The organism is Mycolicibacter sp. MU0083 (assembly GCF_963378075.1).
GTDB lineage: Bacteria > Actinomycetota > Actinomycetes > Mycobacteriales > Mycobacteriaceae > Mycobacterium > Mycobacterium kokjensenii.
Window position 1 is genome coordinate 359,241 of record NZ_OY726394.1, and the last position, 18,176, is coordinate 377,416.

17 protein-coding genes and 1 riboswitch are annotated in these 18,176 nt (G+C 69.2%); of the genes, 9 read left to right on the top strand and 8 right to left on the bottom strand.

What is annotated here, in order from left to right; genetic code table 11:
* Nucleotides 1–36: 36 nt before the first annotated feature.
* Both RCP38_RS01730 and RCP38_RS01735 read left to right on the top strand, forming a co-directional pair.
* The gene (locus RCP38_RS01730; protein WP_308474998.1) at nucleotides 37–1,803 is read left to right on the top strand and encodes an MFS transporter; all 1,767 of its coding nucleotides are present in this window, start codon (nucleotides 37–39) and stop codon (nucleotides 1,801–1,803) included.
* 160 nt (nucleotides 1,804–1,963) lie between these two features.
* A riboswitch (M-box (ykoK) riboswitch) is annotated at nucleotides 1,964–2,131 on the top strand.
* 231 nt (nucleotides 2,132–2,362) lie between these two features.
* Complete coding sequence (locus RCP38_RS01735) at nucleotides 2,363–2,557, top strand: Rv1535 family protein (RefSeq protein WP_308474999.1); 195 nt, start codon at nucleotides 2,363–2,365, stop codon at nucleotides 2,555–2,557.
* A 24-nt stretch (nucleotides 2,558–2,581) separates the two neighbouring features.
* Here the strand turns inward: RCP38_RS01735 and RCP38_RS01740 are convergent, their stop codons facing one another.
* From RCP38_RS01740 to RCP38_RS01765, 6 genes are all read right to left on the bottom strand, one after another.
* Nucleotides 2,582–2,857 carry a hypothetical protein gene (locus RCP38_RS01740; protein ID WP_308475001.1) on the bottom strand — a complete coding sequence of 92 codons (276 nt, stop codon included), beginning with the start codon at nucleotides 2,855–2,857 and terminating at the stop codon, nucleotides 2,582–2,584.
* On the bottom strand, nucleotides 2,854–7,257 hold the full coding sequence (locus RCP38_RS01745) for a cation-translocating P-type ATPase (protein ID WP_308475003.1): 4,404 nt from the start codon (nucleotides 7,255–7,257) through the stop codon (nucleotides 2,854–2,856). The genes RCP38_RS01740 and RCP38_RS01745 overlap by 4 nt, the downstream gene beginning before the upstream one ends.
* A gap of 40 nt (nucleotides 7,258–7,297) precedes the next feature.
* Complete coding sequence (locus RCP38_RS01750; RefSeq protein WP_308475004.1) at nucleotides 7,298–7,813, bottom strand: hypothetical protein; 516 nt, start codon at nucleotides 7,811–7,813, stop codon at nucleotides 7,298–7,300.
* Between the two features lie 109 nt (nucleotides 7,814–7,922).
* On the bottom strand, nucleotides 7,923–8,726 hold the full coding sequence (locus RCP38_RS01755) for an exodeoxyribonuclease III (protein WP_308477016.1): 804 nt from the start codon (nucleotides 8,724–8,726) through the stop codon (nucleotides 7,923–7,925).
* Nucleotides 8,727–8,731: 5 nt separating this feature from the next.
* Entirely contained in the window at nucleotides 8,732–9,583 is an 852-nt protein-coding gene (locus RCP38_RS01760; RefSeq protein WP_308475006.1) for a GNAT family N-acetyltransferase, read from the bottom strand.
* A 19-nt stretch (nucleotides 9,584–9,602) separates the two neighbouring features.
* The gene (locus RCP38_RS01765) at nucleotides 9,603–10,199 is read right to left on the bottom strand and encodes a peptide deformylase (protein ID WP_308475007.1); all 597 of its coding nucleotides are present in this window, start codon (nucleotides 10,197–10,199) and stop codon (nucleotides 9,603–9,605) included.
* A gap of 174 nt (nucleotides 10,200–10,373) precedes the next feature.
* Here RCP38_RS01765 and RCP38_RS01770 point away from each other — a divergent pair, with 174 nt between their 5' ends.
* The 5 genes from RCP38_RS01770 to RCP38_RS01790 all read left to right on the top strand — a co-directional run bounded on the left by RCP38_RS01770 (nucleotide 10,374) and on the right by RCP38_RS01790 (nucleotide 13,712).
* Entirely contained in the window at nucleotides 10,374–10,682 is a 309-nt protein-coding gene (locus tag RCP38_RS01770) for a DUF3263 domain-containing protein (protein ID WP_308475009.1), read from the top strand.
* A 66-nt stretch (nucleotides 10,683–10,748) separates the two neighbouring features.
* Nucleotides 10,749–11,219: a LytR C-terminal domain-containing protein gene (locus RCP38_RS01775; protein ID WP_308475010.1), complete on the top strand. Its 471-nt coding sequence runs from the start codon at nucleotides 10,749–10,751 to the stop codon at nucleotides 11,217–11,219.
* Nucleotides 11,220–11,228: 9 nt separating this feature from the next.
* Entirely contained in the window at nucleotides 11,229–11,939 is a 711-nt protein-coding gene (gene sodC, locus RCP38_RS01780; protein ID WP_308475011.1) for a superoxide dismutase[Cu-Zn], read from the top strand.
* A 4-nt stretch (nucleotides 11,940–11,943) separates the two neighbouring features.
* Nucleotides 11,944–13,074, top strand: coding sequence for a glutamate--cysteine ligase (locus RCP38_RS01785; protein ID WP_308477017.1), 1,131 nt, complete (start codon nucleotides 11,944–11,946; stop codon nucleotides 13,072–13,074).
* A gap of 11 nt (nucleotides 13,075–13,085) precedes the next feature.
* Entirely contained in the window at nucleotides 13,086–13,712 is a 627-nt protein-coding gene (locus RCP38_RS01790) for an LON peptidase substrate-binding domain-containing protein (protein WP_308477018.1), read from the top strand.
* 37 nt (nucleotides 13,713–13,749) lie between these two features.
* Here the strand turns inward: RCP38_RS01790 and RCP38_RS01795 are convergent, their stop codons facing one another.
* Both RCP38_RS01795 and RCP38_RS01800 read right to left on the bottom strand, forming a co-directional pair.
* Nucleotides 13,750–14,589, bottom strand: coding sequence for a mycofactocin-coupled SDR family oxidoreductase (locus RCP38_RS01795; RefSeq protein ID WP_308475013.1), 840 nt, complete (start codon nucleotides 14,587–14,589; stop codon nucleotides 13,750–13,752).
* A 95-nt stretch (nucleotides 14,590–14,684) separates the two neighbouring features.
* Nucleotides 14,685–15,278, bottom strand: a complete 594-nt coding sequence (locus RCP38_RS01800; protein ID WP_308475015.1) for a TetR/AcrR family transcriptional regulator — start codon at nucleotides 15,276–15,278, stop codon at nucleotides 14,685–14,687.
* A 130-nt stretch (nucleotides 15,279–15,408) separates the two neighbouring features.
* Here RCP38_RS01800 and RCP38_RS01805 point away from each other — a divergent pair, with 130 nt between their 5' ends.
* Both RCP38_RS01805 and RCP38_RS01810 read left to right on the top strand, forming a co-directional pair.
* Entirely contained in the window at nucleotides 15,409–16,692 is a 1,284-nt protein-coding gene (locus RCP38_RS01805) for a cytochrome P450 (protein ID WP_308475017.1), read from the top strand.
* A 29-nt stretch (nucleotides 16,693–16,721) separates the two neighbouring features.
* A complete protein-coding gene (locus tag RCP38_RS01810) occupies nucleotides 16,722–18,176 on the top strand; it encodes an aldehyde dehydrogenase family protein (RefSeq protein ID WP_308475019.1) in 1,455 nt (484 codons plus the stop codon).

The window sequence follows — 18,176 nt, forward strand, 5'->3', positions numbered from 1 at the left end:
TTACGGGAGTCTTACGGCCGATGCGGTAGGTGATAGATGGCGGCGCAGATCCAGCGGGTGACCTCCGGCACCCGGGATCCCGGCGTCGTCGACGGAGCGGGTGCCGCACGCCGCCGGCCCCGCTACGACCGCGACCACCCGCGCTACAAGTGGATCGCACTGTCCAACACCACCCTGGGCGTGCTGCTGGCCACCATCAACGGCTCGATCGTGCTGATCTCGATGCCGGCGATCTTTCGCGGCATCGGCCTGAATCCGCTGGATCCGGCGAACGTCAGCTACCTGCTCTGGATGCTGATGGGCTATCTGCTGGTATCGGCCGTGCTGGTGGTGTTCTTCGGGCGGCTCGGCGACATGTTCGGTCGAGTACGCATCTACAACTGGGGCTTCGTGGTCTTCACGGTCGCAGCGATCGCGTTGTCGATCGACCCGTTCGACCTGGACCGCGGAGCGCAGTGGCTGATCGCCTGGCGGGTGGTCCAAGGTGTCGGCGGGGCGATGCTGATGGCGTCGTCGTCGGCGATCCTCACCGATGCGTTCCCGGCCAATCAGCGCGGCATGGCACTCGGCGTCAACCAGGTCGCCGCCGTCGCCGGATCCTTCGTCGGCCTGCTCATCGGTGGCCTGCTGTCGGAATGGGACTGGCGGGCGGTGTTCTGGGTCGGGGTGCCGATCGGGGTGCTGGGCACCGTCTGGTCGGTGCGCTCGCTGCGCGAACTCGGTGCAGCCGTGCCGGCCAAACTGGACTGGGCCGGCACGGTGACGCTGGGGCTGGGGCTGACGGTGGTGTTGACCGCGATCACCTACAGCATTCAGCCGCACGGCACGTCGCCGACCAGCTGGTCGAGTCCGGTCGTGCTGGGCTCGCTGGCCCTCGGGGTGGCACTGCTGGTGGCGTTCTGCTTTATCGAGTTGCGGGTGGCCGCACCCCTGCTGGACGTGCGACTGTTCCGGATTCCGGCATTCGGCATGGCCAACGTGGCCGGACTGCTGGCGGCGATCGGGCGCGGCGGCATGCAGTTCATGCTGATCATCTGGCTGCAGGGCATCTGGCTGCCGCTGCACGGCTACAGCTACGAGTCCACCCCGCTGTGGTCGGGTATCTATCTGCTGCCCATGACCGCGGGCTTCCTGCTGGCCGGGCCACTGGCCGGTTCGCTGTCGGATCGGCACGGCGCCCGCCCGTTCACCGTGGGCGGCATGGTGTTGATGGCGGCGACATTCGTGGGCCTGGTGCTGCTCCCGGTGAACTTCGACTACCGGGTGTTCGCGGCGCTGGTGTTCCTCAACGGTCTGGGCGGCGGGATCTTCACCGCACCCAACAGTGCCGTGGTCATGTCAAGCGTGCCGGCAGGTCAACGGGGTGCGGCATCCGGCGTACGGGCCACGTTCTTCAACGCCGGCACCTCGCTGTCGATCGGTATCTTCTTCTCCCTGATGGTGATCGGGCTGGCCAACACGCTGCCGGGCGCGATGGGTGCCGGCCTGCAGCAGCAGGGCGTGCCCGCGGCGGTGGCCGACCAGGTGGCGAACACCCCGCCGGTGGGCAGCCTGTTCGCCGCGTTTCTGGGTTACAACCCGATCGCCGAGTTGCTGGCGCCGTCGGGAGCGCTGACGGTGCCCGGGGTGGACGCGGCGACGTTGACCGGCCACCGCTTCTTCCCGCAACTGATCTCCGCGCCGTTCCATGCCGGTCTCGCGGTGGTGTTCGGGGCGGCGGCCGTGATGATGGTGCTCGGGGCGCTCACATCGTGGCGGAACCCGGGGCACTACGCAGTCGAGACAGTGCGTTCCGAGGACTGAAGAAAGCCCCCTTTTCGGTCGGCCCGCCGGTGTCGGCGGGTCGGGTGTGCGGGGCTTTCCCGCCTGGTGCGCAAGTGACTGGAGTGACAAGATTGCAGTTCGACCACGGCCGTTGTTTTCGAGTTGACCCAGCCCTGTCGGTCAGGCACTATGGGTCTTGCAAGCACCTCGTTAGGTGAGGCGTCTGCACGGACACAGGCCACTGACCCCGAACGTCGAAAGACGCCCCGGGTCAGGACAGCTCCTCCCGGCTTAAGGGTTGAGCCCAAGTGGCTTCCCGAAAGGGACACGCCGTGCAGTGCCAAAGCTCTGACGAGAGGGGTGCGGTCCTCCGGCGGTCAGCCGGAGCTACCTCCCCGAGCATGCGGTGAAACCGGCGCGCTGCGGCGCGCCCGCGACCGAGAGGAGGTGAGGGACGCATGAGTTCCGGTGATAGTCCGAGCCGATATCTGACTTCTGTTCCGTCCCCATCCGAACGGTCGCATACCGCCTCCAGCTGAGCCACGATTCGTCGCCTCCAGCTGAGCGCCTAGCGCCGTTACGCGACTAGGAGGCCATCATGGTTGCAATCGCCTACACCGACATCCAGGCTCCGGCTCCGCGTGCCGTCAGCACCGAGAAGAAGCTGGACCGTCGCCCCGCCGCGCCCGCCGGCGACCCCCTGGTCGACATGACCACCCGGCTGCTCAGCGGCCCGCTGCACCAGATGTATGCACTCCTGTGGCGCGTCGGAGTGCTGACCGTCAACGACTGAGCCCCGACCGAAGCCGGGCCCCGCTCAGGCTTCCTCCAGGGCCTCACCGAGTTGCTCGAGCACCTCATTGCGGTGGTTGCTGGCCAGCACGTGGCCGGCAGCCACCGCCACGGCCACCGGCCAGTCGATGATCTCGAAGGCGGCCAGCAGTGCCAGCCCGCCGTAGTAGGCCAGCTGCTCGGGCCGCGGGACAGTCACCTTGCCGAACACCGGCAATTCGATCGCGAATCCCTCCGCATCGCGGATATGGGCCACCGCTTCCCGCTGGGACGCGTTGCGTCGCGGCTGGTCCGCCATCATGAACCTCCTGGTGGCGACTGGTCGCCGGATGATCGGGCCGCGACCGTTGCGCGGCGAGAGCCAGTGTCCCCATTGTGCACAAGCCGCAGCCGTGGTGCCGAGTGGTCGTCGGTCGACTGCGCGCCATCGGCTCGCCGCGGCCCGGGAACGATGAATTCCTTCGGCTTCTCGGCCTGCTCCTGCAGACCGGACCACACCCGGGGGACCACGGCCGCGCCGAGGGTGGCCACCGTCGCCGTACCCAGCGCCTGAGCCCAGCCCAGCGGCCCGATCGGCGTGCAACCCAACAATTGGCTGACACCGGGGATGGTGATCAGCGTGCCCATCACGCCCAGTGAGCCGACCGCGGTCGCCACCACCAGCGGATCGTGCGAATCCAGCAGGGTCTGTCCCAGCTGCGTCGCCACCAGCGACACCAATGCCACCGTCGACGCCCGCTGCCGGCGCCCGGTGACCGAGGCCAGTCCCCAGGCTCCGACCGCAGCCGAGGCGGTCGTCACCCCGCGTACCGCCACGGTGCGCCACAGCGCGCGCTCATCGGGGCCGTGGCCGCCGGCCGTGGCCGACTCGCTGAGGGAGCTCACCGACAGCGCCGTGGCGGGCAGTGCATCGGTCAGCATGTTGACCAGGAGCAGTTGGCGGGCGTTGAGCGGCGACTGGCCGGTCAGGGCGCTCCCGATGATCGCGAACGCCACCTCACCGGCGTTTCCGCCGAGCAGCACCGCGACCGCCGCCTGCACCCGCTGCCACAGTTCGCGGCCTTCGTCGAGCGCATCGAGCAGCGTGTCGATCCGCTCGTCGAGCAGCACCACGTCGGCGGCGGTGCTCGCCGCCTCGCTACCGTGCGCGACCACCGCGATCCCGACGGTCGCGGCCCGGATCGCGGCGGCGTCGTTCGCGCCGTCGCCGACCATCGCCGACACCTTGCCGGTGCGCTCCAGGGTCTGGACGATCTGCACCTTGTTCTCCGGGGACATCCGGGCGAACACGACCTTGTCGGCCACCGCGCTCTCTTGCCCCTTGCGCGACAACGCATCCCACTGCGCACCGCTGATCACCTGATCGGCGCTGACATCCAGGCCCAGCTCCCGGGCGATCGCCGTGGCGGTCAGCGGGTGGTCACCGGTGATCAGCCGCACCGGGATGCGGCGGCGCTTGAGGTCGGCCAGCAGTTCGGCTGCCTCGTCGCGCGGAGTGTCGGAGATCCCGAGCAGTCCGACGAAGGTCAACCCGTCGCGGCAGAACGCGGCGATCTCGTCGGGCTCGGGATCTTCTCCCAACGACGCACGTTGCGCGGCAGTCAGTTCGCGGCGCGCCACCGCGATCACCCGCAGGCCGTTCCCGGCCAGCTCGGTGACCGAGTTCTTGACGGCCGGGCCGACACCGGTGCAGGCCAGCACCACTTCCGGTGCACCCTTGAGGGTCAGCTCGGTACCGCGGATCGAGGCCGAGAAGGGTCGGCCCGAGCGGAACGGCAGGTGCAGCGCCGGGCCGTCGGGAATATCGGTGCCCGCCCGGACGGCGGCCTCCACGATGGCGTTGTCGGTGGCGTGGATCTGCGGGGTGCCGTTGGACACCGGCGCCGCGGACGCGGCGAACCGCAGCACGTCGTCGTCGGTGCAGCCCGCCGCGGGGTGCACCTGCGACACCCGCAACCGGTTCTTGCTCAAGGTTCCGGTCTTGTCGAAGCACACCACGTCGACGCGGCCCAGTGCCTCCACCGAACGCGGTACCCGAACCAGCACACCGGCTTTCGTCAGACGGCGGGCCGAGGCCTGCTGTGCCAGGGTGGCCACCAGCGGCAGCCCCTCGGGGATGGCCGCAACGCTGACCGCGATGCCGCTGGCCACCGCCTGGCGCAACCCGATCCGGCGGGCCATGCCCAGGCCGGTCACCAGTGCGCCGCCGGCCAGGCTGATCCGCCACGCCTTGCTGGTGAGCAGGCTCAGCTGATGCTGCAACCCGACCGCGGACGCCTCGCCGGCCACCAGATCGGCGGCCCGACGGCCGTGGGTATCACCGCCGGCCGCGGTCACCAGCGCCACCGCCGTCCCGGTCACCACGGTGGTGCCGGCGTAGACCATGCACTCCCGGTCGGCCAGGTCGGCTCCCGGGGTGGCCTCGATCTGCTTGACCACCGTCAGGGACTCGCCGGTCAACGACGATTCGTCGACCTCCAGGTCGATCGCCTCGATCAGCCGGCCGTCGGCGGGCACCACCTCGTGCGCGCGCACCTCGATCACATCGCCGGGAAGCAACTGCTCGGCGTCGATCTCGCAGTGGCTGCCGTCGGGCAGCACCTTGCGTGCCGGGGGAACCTGTTCGTTGAGCAGGACGCTGAGCCGGCGCTCGGCGATCAGCCGCTGCGCGGCCGCCAGCATCGCGTTGCCGCCCAGCACCGATCCGACCAGCATGGCGTCCACCGGGGAACCCAGCACGGCACTGGCCGCAGCCCCCAACGCCAGCACGGGCGTGATCGGGTCGGACAGTTCACTGCGCACCGCCTGGGCGAACTGCCACAGCAGCCGTGGCGGCGCGGACCGCGCGACGGGTCCGTGCTGGGCGGTCTGCTGCCCCGCCGGCTCCGGCGTCGGCAACACCGCGCGCACCTGGTCGACCGACATCGCATGCCATTCGTTCACCGACGCCGGCCGGGGCACCGCGGCGTCGACGGCCCGCCGCGCCAGCCAATAGCCCGACAGCGCACCGGCCGCCGCGCCGGTGGTCACCGGACCCGGCCCGCTTCCGCGCACCCCCGGCAACAGCAGCAGTGACCCCAATATCGTTGCACCGGTGGACAGTTCCACGCCTCGGTGGCTGGCGGACCGGGCCGCCGGCAGGGCGTGCAGCACCCGCCACACCGCGGCCAGATCGGTCAGCAGCACGTCGGCGCACCAGGGTGGGGTGCCCTCGGTGGGCAGCAACCCCAGCGCCACGTCGGCGGCAGCCAACGCGTCCACCGCGGCCGCGGACAACACCGCGACATCGTGGCCGTCGCTCTGGTAGGCCGATACGGCGGCGGCCAGCGCCGCATCCACCGATGCGCCGTCCAGCGGCCGGATGTCGTCGAAGATCGGCCGGAGCTCGCCCAGCGCTTCGATCTCCACCGAAACCACCTCGACGTCGGCGCGCCGCGCCTCGGTGACCACCGCGGCGGCCAACGGCAGCAGCGCGGGCTGGAACGACGCCTGCACGCCGGCCCGGCGGCCGACCCGATGCCAGCCCGGTGTCAGTCCGGTGTCGTCGAGCAGCTTCTGGGCCTGCGCCCACACCGCGCGCAGTTCGTCGTCGTCGGCGCCGCGCACCTGCATCACCCGCAGCGTCTCGCCGCACAGCACCCGGGGATCGATGATCACCGTGTCGACCCGGTCGAGCTCACGCAGGCTGCCCGGTCGCAGCACCACCGTGTCGTGCTTGTCGGCCAGGCCGCGGCCCAGGGTCGCCGCGAAGGACTCGCGGGCGGTGCGGGTGGCCTTCGGCGCGGTCACCGCGGCGGCCGTACCGGCCAGGTCGGGATTGCTCGTCGCGGCCCCGATCACCCCGGCGCCCAGGACCTGCACCGCCGAACTGCGGGTCAGGTGCCGCTCCACCGGGCCCGGGGGTCGCGGCACCGGCCGCGGCGGGACGGTCAACGGCGGATGGTCGGCATGGACGGCGAGCTCGGGTTCGCGGCGCCGCCACGCGCGTGCTTCGGCACGTTCCTCCCCGGCGCGCATCGCCTCGACCGACAGTCCCACCGCCAGCGACGTCGGCGCCCGGTTGAGGGTGTGCACGCCGGCGCTGGCCAGCGCCAGCAGCGTGTCGGTGGCCTGCTTGCCGATGCTGTCCTCCAGCACGCGGCGCAGCCGCGGCTGGTAGTCGATGACGACGACACCGGCCTCCAGCCCCAACGGAAGACCCGGCAGTCGCAGCAGCCGGCCGACCGTGGCCACACCCAGACCGGCGAGGTTGGCCCCGACGGTCAGCGTGCGCAAAACCTGGGTCGTCCCGTCACCGGGGAGGCTGACCGGTGGCTGCGGGCGGCGCGGCGCCTGCCGGTACCGATTCTCGGTGTCGGACACCACCCGGCACAGTTCGCGCATGGTGACGACGTCTGCGGCGGCCGGGTCCAGGCCCACCACCAGACGTGCCAGCGGGTGGTTCAGCCGTGTCGAGACGACACCGGGCAGCGCCCCGGCCGCGGCCAGCACCGCTGTCGCCAGTTCCGCTCCGGCCGGTCCGTCGAGCCCGCGGACCTCGACCCAGGCCCGTCCGTCGCCGCGGAAACACCGCCGCGACAGCACCGGCGGGCCGTCGCCGTTCGGCAGGACGGCATTGGCCACCTCGTTCGCGGTCTGCACGGAGGCGTCGACGAGCGCAGAGGTCAGTTGGACACCGAAGTTCACTGCGCGCAAGGGCAATGAGTGCCTGACGGCACGACGTGAGTTCACTCGCACCCGATCAGTGGCGGGTGCGAGTGCTGCCGGCGCCGGTCCGCCGCGCCGCGGCCTTCTTCGGCTGCGGGCTGCGGCGTGCCGTGGTGGCCGAACCAGCCGGCTTGGTCGCCTTCGTCGCGGGGGTCGCCTTCGCTGCGGGGGTCGCCTTGACCGCCTTGAGCGGCCGGTCGGCTGCCGCTGCCGCGGTCGCGGGCTTGGCCGGTGCGGCGACCGGCGCCGCGCCGTTCCCGGCGCGGTTGGACAGTTGCTTGAGCGCCAGCGCGGTGCCGCCCACCGCCACCAGCACCGGCCATTCGACCAACCCGGCGACGCCGAGAGCGCCCAGGGTCAGTGCGGCCGCGGGCGTCGAGTGGCTGCCGGTGCTCAAGCCGCGCTGCGCGCCGCTGACCGCACCTTTGATACCGCCGATCGCTCCGTTGAGAGCGGCCCCGCCGATCGCGCCGGCCGCCTCGGTGGTCATGATGACCGCGCGGTTCGCCGCTCCGGCCACTTTCCGTACCGTCCCTGCGACGGCGTTCATGGGAATTCCCTGCCCTTCAAAATGAGCCAATTGGGTAATCCGACCATCCTATGCGCGATTTCGGTGCCGCCCCGAAATCCACACAGAATTCATAGAACCGTGACCGGGGTCAATCCCGGCGGATCTCGACCAGCACCGGCGCGTGGTCGCTCGGCGACTTGCCTTTGCGCTCGTCGCGCACGATCTCGCCGTGCGCGACCCGCGTCGCCAGTTCCGGGGATCCCAGGATGAAATCGATCCGCATGCCCTGCTTCTTCGGGAACCGCAACTGGGTGTAGTCCCAGTAGGTGTAGACGCCCGGCCCGGGGGTGAACGGCCGCACCACGTCCAGGTACTGCGCGTCGGTCATCGCCTGGAACGCGCGGCGCTCCGGTTCGGAGACGTGCGTGGAACCTTCGAAGAAGTCCATGCTCCACACGTCGTCGTCCTGCGGCGCGATATTCCAGTCACCCACCAGGGCGATCGGCGCGGCCGGATCGTCGCGCAGCCACCCTTCAGCGGAATCGCGCAGCGCGGCAAGCCAATCCAGCTTGTAGGTGTAGTGCGGATCGTCCAGGGCGCGCCCGTTGGGCACATACAGGCTCCACACCCGCACCCCACCGCAGGTGGCGCCCAGCGCCCGCGCCTCCACCACCGGGTCGGCGTCGGCCTTGGCCCACGCCGGCTGCCCGGGGAAACCGATCTCGACGTCGGCCAGGCCGACCCGCGACGCGATCGCCACCCCGTTCCACTGGTTCAGGCCGACATGGGCCACCTCGTAGCCCAACTCGTGAAACGGCAGCGCCGGAAACTGTGCGTCGGTGCACTTGGTCTCCTGCATCGCCAGCACGTCGACGTCGGCGCGGGCCAGCCAGTCGGTCACCCGGTCCACGCGGGTGCGGATGGAGTTGACGTTCCAGGTGGCCAGTCGCAGCGCAGTCACGCAAGCCACCCTAGAGCCCGTGCGTCGAGGTAGCGGGTGCGGTGCTGACCGGCGAACCCCACCGCCTCGAAGAACGCGAACGCCCCGGTCTCGGTGCTGGGCACCTGTGCGTAAGCGCGGGTGGCTCCGCGCTCGGTGCCCCAGACCCGCAACGCGGTGCAGATCCGGCGGCCGCAGCCCCGCCCGCGGTGTTCGGCGGCCACCTCGATCTGTGTCAGCCCCAGCCACCGGGTGCCGTCGGAACCGTCGGTGACCGCGCCGCGTCCCGACGCCGCCCCGGGTATCGAGGCCTCGCAGACGTCGCCGTCGGAGGTCACCACCACACCGTCGGGCGCGGTCCCGGGGCCGAGATCGCACACCAGGGTGCGGGTCTCGTGCATCACCGGAAGGTCCTCCGGTAGCCGGAGCAGGCGTTCGGGCACCGCCAGATACGGCGGCAGCCCGCGGTGGGCGTACCAGTCGATGATCGCCGGAACCGTGTTCACGTGGGCGAACATGTCCAGCGGAATGGCCGAGTTGGCGGCCGGCCCGGCGCCGGGTGCGGCGCGCAGCAGCCAGCCGTCGAGCCAGAGGTGGTCATCACCGGTGCAGGCCAGGGCGGCGGCGTGCTCGACGGAGCGGATCGCGGAGTTCTTCACCGGCCGGTCGGTCAGGCGCCGCACGTAGAGCACGTCGGCGTGTCGGCATTCGTGCACCACGCCGTCGGCCGAGCGGATCCGCACCAGCGGCCCGGACTGCACCAGATGTCCCACCACGTCGCCCATCGGCGGTTCGGATCCGGGCGGCCGGAGGTAGCGCAGGCTGACCCGGACCCCGATCTCGGGTAGTTCGGGTGGTCGGTCGGTCACCGCGTCGCCGCCGGTGCGATCAGTGGCCGAACGGGTCGGGTACGTCTCCCGGCATCCACGACAGGTCCGGAACCCCCCAGCCGTTGGACTTCACCATCCGCTTGGCGGCCCGTACATGCCGTCCCACCAGCATGTCCAGGTAGAGCAAGCCGTCCAGGTGTCCGGTCTCGTGCTGCAGCATCCGGGCGAACAGTCCGGTGCCCTCCAGCGTGATCGGCTTGCCGTCGGCATCCAGTCCGGTGACCCGCGCCCAGTCGGCCCGCCCGGTCGGGAACGATTCGCCGGGCACCGACAGGCAGCCTTCGTCGTCGTTGTCCGGATCGGGCATGGTCTCGGGTCGCTCGGAGGTCTCCAGCACCGGGTTGACCACCACGCCGCGGCGGCGCGGGCTGCTCGAGTGGCGGTCGTCGGCGCAGTCGTAGACGAACAGTCGCAGGCCCACGCCCACCTGGTTGGCAGCCAACCCGACCCCGTTCGCGGCATCCATGGTCTCGTACATCGAGGTGATCAGCTCGCGGACGTCGGCGGGCAGTGAGCCGTCATCGGCGACCGGAACAGGGCTGGTCGGTGTGTGCAGGACGGGATCACCGACGATGCGAATGGGGAGGACGGCCATGACCGCAAATCTTAGGCGTCCCGCAACGGCCGACTGCGGTGGCCACGGCGACTCGCGGGGCGGGCTCCCGGATTCACCCGGTCTGGCGTGATTCAATATTCGCTCAGAACACGCCGCCGAAAACACACGAACGTTTGCAGCGAGAAAACTTTCCGGAAGGGTCCAGGAAACGATATGGACGGCGCCATGGCGCAGGCGAATCGCTCAGGGGACGATTCGGAACCCACCGACGGCCTGAGCCGTCGCGAACACGACATTCTGGCCTTCGAACGGGACTGGTGGAAGTACGCGGGCGCCAAGGAAGAAGCCATCAAGGAGCGCTTCGCGCTGTCGGCGACCCGTTACTACCAGGTTCTCAACGCACTGGTGGACCGTCCCGAAGCGCTGGCCGCCGACCCGATGCTGGTCAAGCGGCTCCGCAGGCTGCGGTCCAGTCGGCAGAAGGCGCGTGCCGCACGCCGTCTCGGTTTCGAGATCACCTGATCCGCTGACCACGGTGTTTGCCGGGCGTTTGCCGGCATCGGCCGGTACCTCGATACAGTTGGCGCAATGAACGACCACGTTCCCGACTCCTCCCGGCTCCCGCTGCGGGCCATGGTGATGGTGCTGCTGTTCCTGGGCATCGTCTTTCTGCTGGTCGGGTTTCAAGCCCTCGGGTCGTCCGGTGGCGACGACGACACCGCACACTCGCCGGCCGCCAAACCGGCCGTCACCACGTCGGCGCCGACCAGCGCCGAACGGCCCCCGCACAAGGCCGAGGTACGGGTCTTCAACATCTCCGAGGTGGCCGGATTGGCCGGGCAGACCGCCGACCGACTGCGGGAAGCCGGCTGGAACGTGGTCGAGGTCGGCAACCTCGAGATCCCCGAAGTCACCCAGAGCACGGTGTACTTCACCGACGCCGAGGGCGAGCAGGACTCGGCGCACGCCGTCGCCGAGGTGCTGGGTGCCGTCGTGGAGCCGCGTATTCCCGACGTGGCCGACCAGCCACCGGGCATCGTCGTAGTCGTCGCGGGTTAAGCTCCTCGCATGGTCACAGGTCACCGCAGAGCTCTTACCGCCGTCGTCTTCGCCACCCCGGCACTGCTGCTGGCGGCGTGCAGTCCTCCCAACGAGGTGCCGTCCGATGCACCGGGCACCACGCCGTCGGTCTGGACCGGCGCGCCGGCCCCGTCCGGCGAGACCGCCGAGTCGGGTGAGTCGGGCAATTCGGAGAACCTGGTCGCGACGCTGACCAGCCCCGGCGGCGAGCAGGTCGCCACCGCGACGTTCGAGTTCGGCAAGGCCGGCGGCAAGGAGTTCGCCACGGTGACCGTGCGCACCACCGCCAGCGGTGTGCTCACGCCCGGTTTCCACGGCATGCACATCCACGGGGTCGGCAAGTGTGAGGCCGAGTCGGTGGCACCCGGCGGCGGCGCGCCCGGCGCGTTCCTGTCCGCGGGCGGGCACTTCCAGGCCCCCGGCCACGACCAGCACCCGCAGAGCGGGGATCTGACCTCGTTGCAGGTGCGTTCCGACGGCAGCGGGCTGCTGGTGACCACCACCGACGCGTTCACCAAGCAGGAGCTGCTGGACGGCGAGGGCACGGCCCTGATCATCCACGCCGACGACGACAACTTCGCCAACATCCCGGCGGATCGCTACACCCAGGTCAACGGCACCCCCGGTCCCGACCAGACCACGCTGACCACCGGAGACGCCGGAAAGCGGATTGCATGTGGTGTCATCCGCGCCGGATAGTTCGCTGAACAGCCGGGCCGCCAGCCGAATCGAGTTCGCCCACAGCGCGCGGCCCACCATCGGTGTGGAATGGGAACTGGCGCTCGTCGACGCCGGCACCCGGGATCTGAGCAACGAGGCCAGCGCGGTCTTATCCGAGCTGGGTGAGAACCCGCGCGTGCACCAGGAACTGCTGCGCAACACCGTCGAGCTCGTCACGGGCGTCTGTGCGGACACCGGCGAGGCCATCGAGGACCTGCGTCAGACCCTGGCCGCCACCCAACCCATCGTGCGCGGGCGCGGGATGGAACTGTTCGGCGCGGGTACGCACCCGTTCGCGCAGTGGTCGGCGCAGCAACTCACCGATGCGCCGCGCTACGCCGAGCTGATCAAACGTACCCAGTGGTGGGGCCGCCAGATGCTGATCTGGGGGGTGCACGTCCACGTCGGTATCTCGTCGGCCTACAAGGTGATGCCGATCATCTCGTCGCTGCTGCAGTACTACCCGCACCTGCTGGCACTGTCGGCGTCGTCGCCGTGGTGGGGCGGCCACGACACCGGCTACGCCAGCAACCGCGCGATGATGTTCCAGCAACTGCCCACCGCGGGCCTGCCGTTCCAGTTCCAGACCTGGGCGGAGTTCGAGGGTTTCGTCTACGACCAGAAGAAGACCGGAATCATCGATCACACCACCGAGATCCGTTGGGACATCCGGCCGTCGCCGCATCTGGGCACCATCGAGGTACGCGTCTGCGACGGGGTCTCGAATCTGCGGGAACTGGGCGCGCTGGTGGCGTTGACGCATTGCCTGATCGTCGATCTGGACCGGCGGCTGGAAGCCGACCAGCCGTTGCCCACGATGCCGCCCTGGCATGTGCAGGAGAACAAATGGCGGGCCGCCCGCTACGGTCTGGACGCCGAGATCATCCTGGACGCCGACAGCAACGAACGGTTGGTCACCGACGACCTCGATGACCTGCTGAACCGGATGGAACCGGTCGCCGCGCGGCTGAACTGCGCCGACGAACTGGCCGCCGTCTCCGACATCTATCGGACGGGTGCGTCGTATCAGCGGCAACGCCGGGTCGCCGAGGAACACGACGGCGATCTGCGTGCCGTGGTCGATGCGCTGGTGGCGGAGCTCAACATCTCGTGACCGAACTGCCGATGTTTCCGCTGGAGTGGGTGTTGCTGCCCGGCGAGGAACTGGCCCTGCGGATCTTCGAGTTGCGGTACACGGTGCTGGTCGGCGACCTGATGCGCAGCGGCGACCCCCGATTCGGGGTGGTGCTGATCGCGCGCGGACGTGAGGTCGGCGGCGGCGAGCAGCGCAACGACGTCGGCGCGATGGCCCGCATCACCCACTGCGACGAACTCGGGGCGGGCCGGTATGCGTTGCGCTGCCTGACCGGGGAGCGGATCCGGGTCCGCGAATGGCTGGCCGATGACCCCTATCCGCGGGCGATCGTGCAGGCGTGGCCGGACGAGCCGGGAGAACCTGTCGACGACAACGCCTTTCGTGAGTTGGAAGACCGCATCGTGTTGTTGCACAAGCGGATGGCCCAGGCCGGTCGCCGCTGGACGTTGCCGGGCCGCGGCAGCCTGGCGGGTGGCCGGCGACTGCGCTCACTGGACCCCGAGCAGCGGCTGTACTCGCTGGCCTGCCGGGTGCCGATGGGCGAGGCCGACCGGTATGCGGTGCTGTCGGCGCCGTCGTTGGCCGAGCGGATGGCAGCGGTGTACGAGGGGATCGAGACGGTGTCGGCGCGGCTCGACTTCGGCACATCCCGCTGACGTCGCCCCAGCGCAATGTCAACGGTCGGGCGGGGTGTTACTTGAGCATGCTGCCGGCATCGACGGTGACCGGGAGCCCGGTGATGTAGCGGGCCTCGTCCGAGGCCAGGAACAGCACCGCGTTGCTGATGTCCTCCGGCTCCACCCAACCCACCGGCAGGGTGTGCATGAGCTGCGCGACGACCTTCAGGTCATCGGGGCCGGGGTTCTCCAGGTCGGGCCGGAACAGTTTCATCGTCCCGTTGTTCATGAACATCGGCGTGTTCACGTTGGTGGGATGCACCGAGTTCACCCGGATCGAATGCTGGCCGAGTTCGACGGCGAAGCTGCGCATCAACCCGACCACGCCGTGCTTGGCGGCGATGTAGTGACCGGTGTGCGGGTAGGCCTTCAGTCCGCCCACCGAACTGGTCAGGATGATTGATCCGCCCCGTCCGCCGGAAAGAAGATGCGGCACCGCGGCTTTCACCGTCTTCCACACACCGGAGAGGTTGACGTCGATCATGTCGGTCCAGTCCGATTCGGAGGTCTTGTCCAGTGTCGCCCCGCCGTTGCCGATCCCGGCGTTGGCGACGACGATGTCCAGGCGGCCCAACTGCTCGACGCCGCCGTCCACCGCCGCGGTGAGCGCGTCGAAATCGCGTACGTCGACCTGTTCGGCGACGATGCGCCGCCCCAAACCCTTGACCAGGTCCACGGTTTCGGCCAGATCGTCGGGGGTCGACGGTGCGATCGGGCTATTGGCGCTGACCGGCCCGCAGAGGTCGACGGCGATGATGTCGGCACCCTCCTGTGCCAGGCGTCGGGCGTGACTGCGGCCCTGGCCCCGTGCCGCACCGGTGATGAAGGCGACCTTGCCCTCGACTCTTCCGCTCATCTGCGCACCTCCGTGAAATTGATCGATCGATCAGCAATGGAGGTAACGGTGGCACCGGGTCGGTGCGGTTGTCAACCGTCGGCGCCGAATCGGGGTCAGGGCGCGTCGGCGGGCGGTGCCAGGCGGTCGAGTTGGCGATCGATCAGTGCCCGCAGTTCCTCGTGTCCGCGCGTGACCCCGACGGAGCTCTCGTTGCCCAGGTTGCGGGCGGTCTGGGCGATCAGCATCGAGATCGCCACCGGCGGGAACTCCTCGAGGTCGACACCATTGGCCCGCAGCGCCACCGTGACGGCTGCGGTCTCGATGTCACGAACGCGCTCGGCGTAGGTCCTCAGCTCTGTGCGGATTGCCTTGCGGTGGTTGGCCAACGCCATGAACTCGGTATTCAGGCTGGTCATCCGGTCGTCGTTGTTGATGGTCCACAGGGCGCGCAGCGGGTCGTCGGCGGTCAGGGCGGCCCGCATCCGCTCCAGTGCGACGTCGGCGCCGGCGCGCAGCACCTCGACGAACAGGTCGTCCATGGTGGGGAAGTAGTAGTAAACCAGGGCCTGCTTCACGCCGGCCTCGGCGGCGACGCGCCGCGATGTCGCCGAGGCGTAGCCCTCGTCGCGCACCAGTCGCGCCGTCGCCTCGATCAGGCGCCGCCGGGTGGCGTTGTCGGTGGATTTGGCCTTGCGCGGCGCGCTCATTCAGGCCGTCCCGGGCCGCTGAATGCTTGACCGGCGTGCGCCGCGCGTGGTAGGCATGACGCATTCTAGCAATTTGATCGATCGATCAACACAGCCAGGCTGTGGCACGAGCGAAGGATGTGTTCGGAGCATGACGGATCTCGCGACGGTGGACTACTTCTCCGATGCAGCCGTCACCCAGGATCCCTACGCCTACTACGAATACCTGCGGGCCAACGGGCCGGTGTTCGCCGAGCCGCATCACGGCGTCGTCGCCGTCACCGGATATGACGAGGTGCTGGCCGCGTTCAAGAACCACGATTGCTTCTCGGCGGTCAACGCCATCGGCGGACCGTTCCCCCCGTTGCCGTTCGAGCCCGAAGGTGACGACATCACCGAGCAGATCGAGGCACACCGGCACCAGTTCCCGATCTTCGAGCACGTCGTCGTCATGGACCCGCCCGCGCACACCCGGGCCCGGTCACTGCTGACCGGGCTGCTCACTCCGAAACGACTGAAGGAGAACGAGGAGTTCATCTGGCGGCTGACCGATACCCAGCTCGACGAGTTCATCGGGACCGGGCGCTGTGAATTCCTGTTCGACTACGCGAAACCCTATGCGACCCTGGCGATCACCGACCTGCTCGGTGTGCCCGAGGAGGACCGCGCGGAATTCCGCAGGGCGCTGGGCGCCGGGTATCACGAGGGCCAGCACGTCGGATCCCTGGACGGGACACCGGTTGCGCTCAACCCGCTGGAATACCTCGACGAGAAGTTCAGCGGCTACCTCACCGAGCGGCGACGCGAGCCGCGCGGCGACGTGCTGAGCAGCCTGGCCGCCGCCACCTACCCCGACGGCTCCACGCCGGAACTGCTCGAGGTGGTCCACCCGGCCACGTTCCTGTTCGGCGCGGGCCAGGAGACCGTCACCAAACTGCTGGGGGCGGCGGTGCAGACCCTCGGGGAGCGGCCCGAACTGCAGCAGACGCTGCGTGCGCGCCCCGAACTGATCCCCGCCTTCATCGAGGAGGCGCTGCGCATCCAGAGCCCCACCAAGATCGACTTCCGCCTCGCCCGCAAGACCACCACGCTGGGCGGGGTACCGATCAAGGCCGGCACCGTGCTGATGCTGTGCCTGGGCGCGGCGAATCGGGATCCGCGCAAGTTCGCCGACCCCGACGAGTTCCGGCTGGACCGCAAGAACGTCCGTGAGCACATCGCGTTCGGTCGCGGTATCCACACCTGCGCCGGGGCCCCGCTGGCCCGGGTGGAGGGGCGGATCACCGTTCAGCGGATGCTCGAGCGGATGCGCGACATCCGGATCAGCGAGGACCACCACGGCCCGGCCGGGGCGCGCCGCTACACCTACGAGCCGACCTTCCTGCTACGTGGGCTGACCGAGCTGCATATCGAATTCGACCCCGTCGAGGGGTAACGCCTATCCGGCAGATTGAAAGGATCCCGATGTCTGTCAGCTCCGTCCTGGATGAACTGCGGATGCGTCCCGGATCCGGTGAGGTGATACCCATCATCGATCCGGCCACCGAGGAACAGATCGGCGAATTCAACGATGGGGGTGCCGAGGCCGTCGATGCCGCGGTCGAGCGCGCCCGGTCGTCCTTCGAATCGGGTGTCTGGAGCGATATCCCGGCCCGGGAACGCGCCAAGGTCTTGTGGCGGATAGCAGATCTCATCGATCAGCACGCCGGCGAGCTTGCCCAGATCGACTCGGCCAACACCGGGATGCCGCTGATGCAGGCCCAGATGATCGCCCCGACCTGCGCCGAGATCTTCCGTTATTACGCCGGTTGGTGCACCAAACTCAACGGCGAGGCCTACCAGGTGCAGATGACCGGTGGCATCTCCGGCGCGCACGCCGACTTGCACGCCTACACCCTCAAAGAGCCCTACGGGGTGGTCGGACTGATCTTCCCGTGGAACGGCCCGGTGTTCAACGCCTGCACCAAGTTGGCGCCGGCGCTGGCCGCCGGATGCAGCAGCGTCGCCAAACCCGCTGAAGAGACGCCACTGTCGGCGTTAGTGCTGGACCGGCTGCTCACCGAGGCGGGGGTTCCCGACGGCGTCGTCAACCTGGTCACCGGCTACGGACACACCGCGGGCGCGGCGTTGGTCGAACACACGGGCGTCGAGAAGATCGCCTTCACCGGGTCCACCGAGGTCGGCAGGCGGATCGTTACGGCGTCGGCGGGAAACCTCAAGCGTGTCAGCCTCGAACTCGGCGGTAAGTCGCCGGTGTTGATCTACGACGACGCCGACCTGAACACGGCTATCACGACGGCCGCGATGGGCATCTTCATCCACTCCGGCCAGGGGTGTATCTGTGGGTCGCGGATCTTTGTGCAGCGCGGCGTCTACGACCAAGTGGTCGAGGGAATCGCCATGGTGGCCAACAATCTTCAGTTGGGTGGGCCGAAGGATGACGGTGCCGTCATAGGACCGCTGATCAGCGAGAAGCAGCTCAACCGGGTGATGGGATTCATCGACGAGGGCAAGCGCGACAGGGTCGAGGTCATCACCGGCGGGCACCGCTTGGATCGCCGCGGCTATTTCGTACACCCGACCGTGCTGGCCGACGTCGACCCCGGCATGCGGCTGTATCAGGAAGAGATCTTCGGGCCGGTGGTCACGGTGCTGCCGTTCGAGGACGACGACGAAGCCGTCGCGCTGGCCAACGATTCCGAGTACGGCCTGGCCGCCACCGCGTGGACCAATGACCTGGGCCGCGCCCACCGGCTGGCCAAGCGACTGCGGGCGGGAACCGTCTCGCTGAACTGCCAGATGATCTTCGACCACTCGGTGCCCTTCGGCGGCTACAAGCAGTCCGGGTGGGGCCACGAGTGGGGTCGCGACGGCGTGGAGAGCTTCCTGCAGACCAAATCGGTGTACACGCAGCTGTAG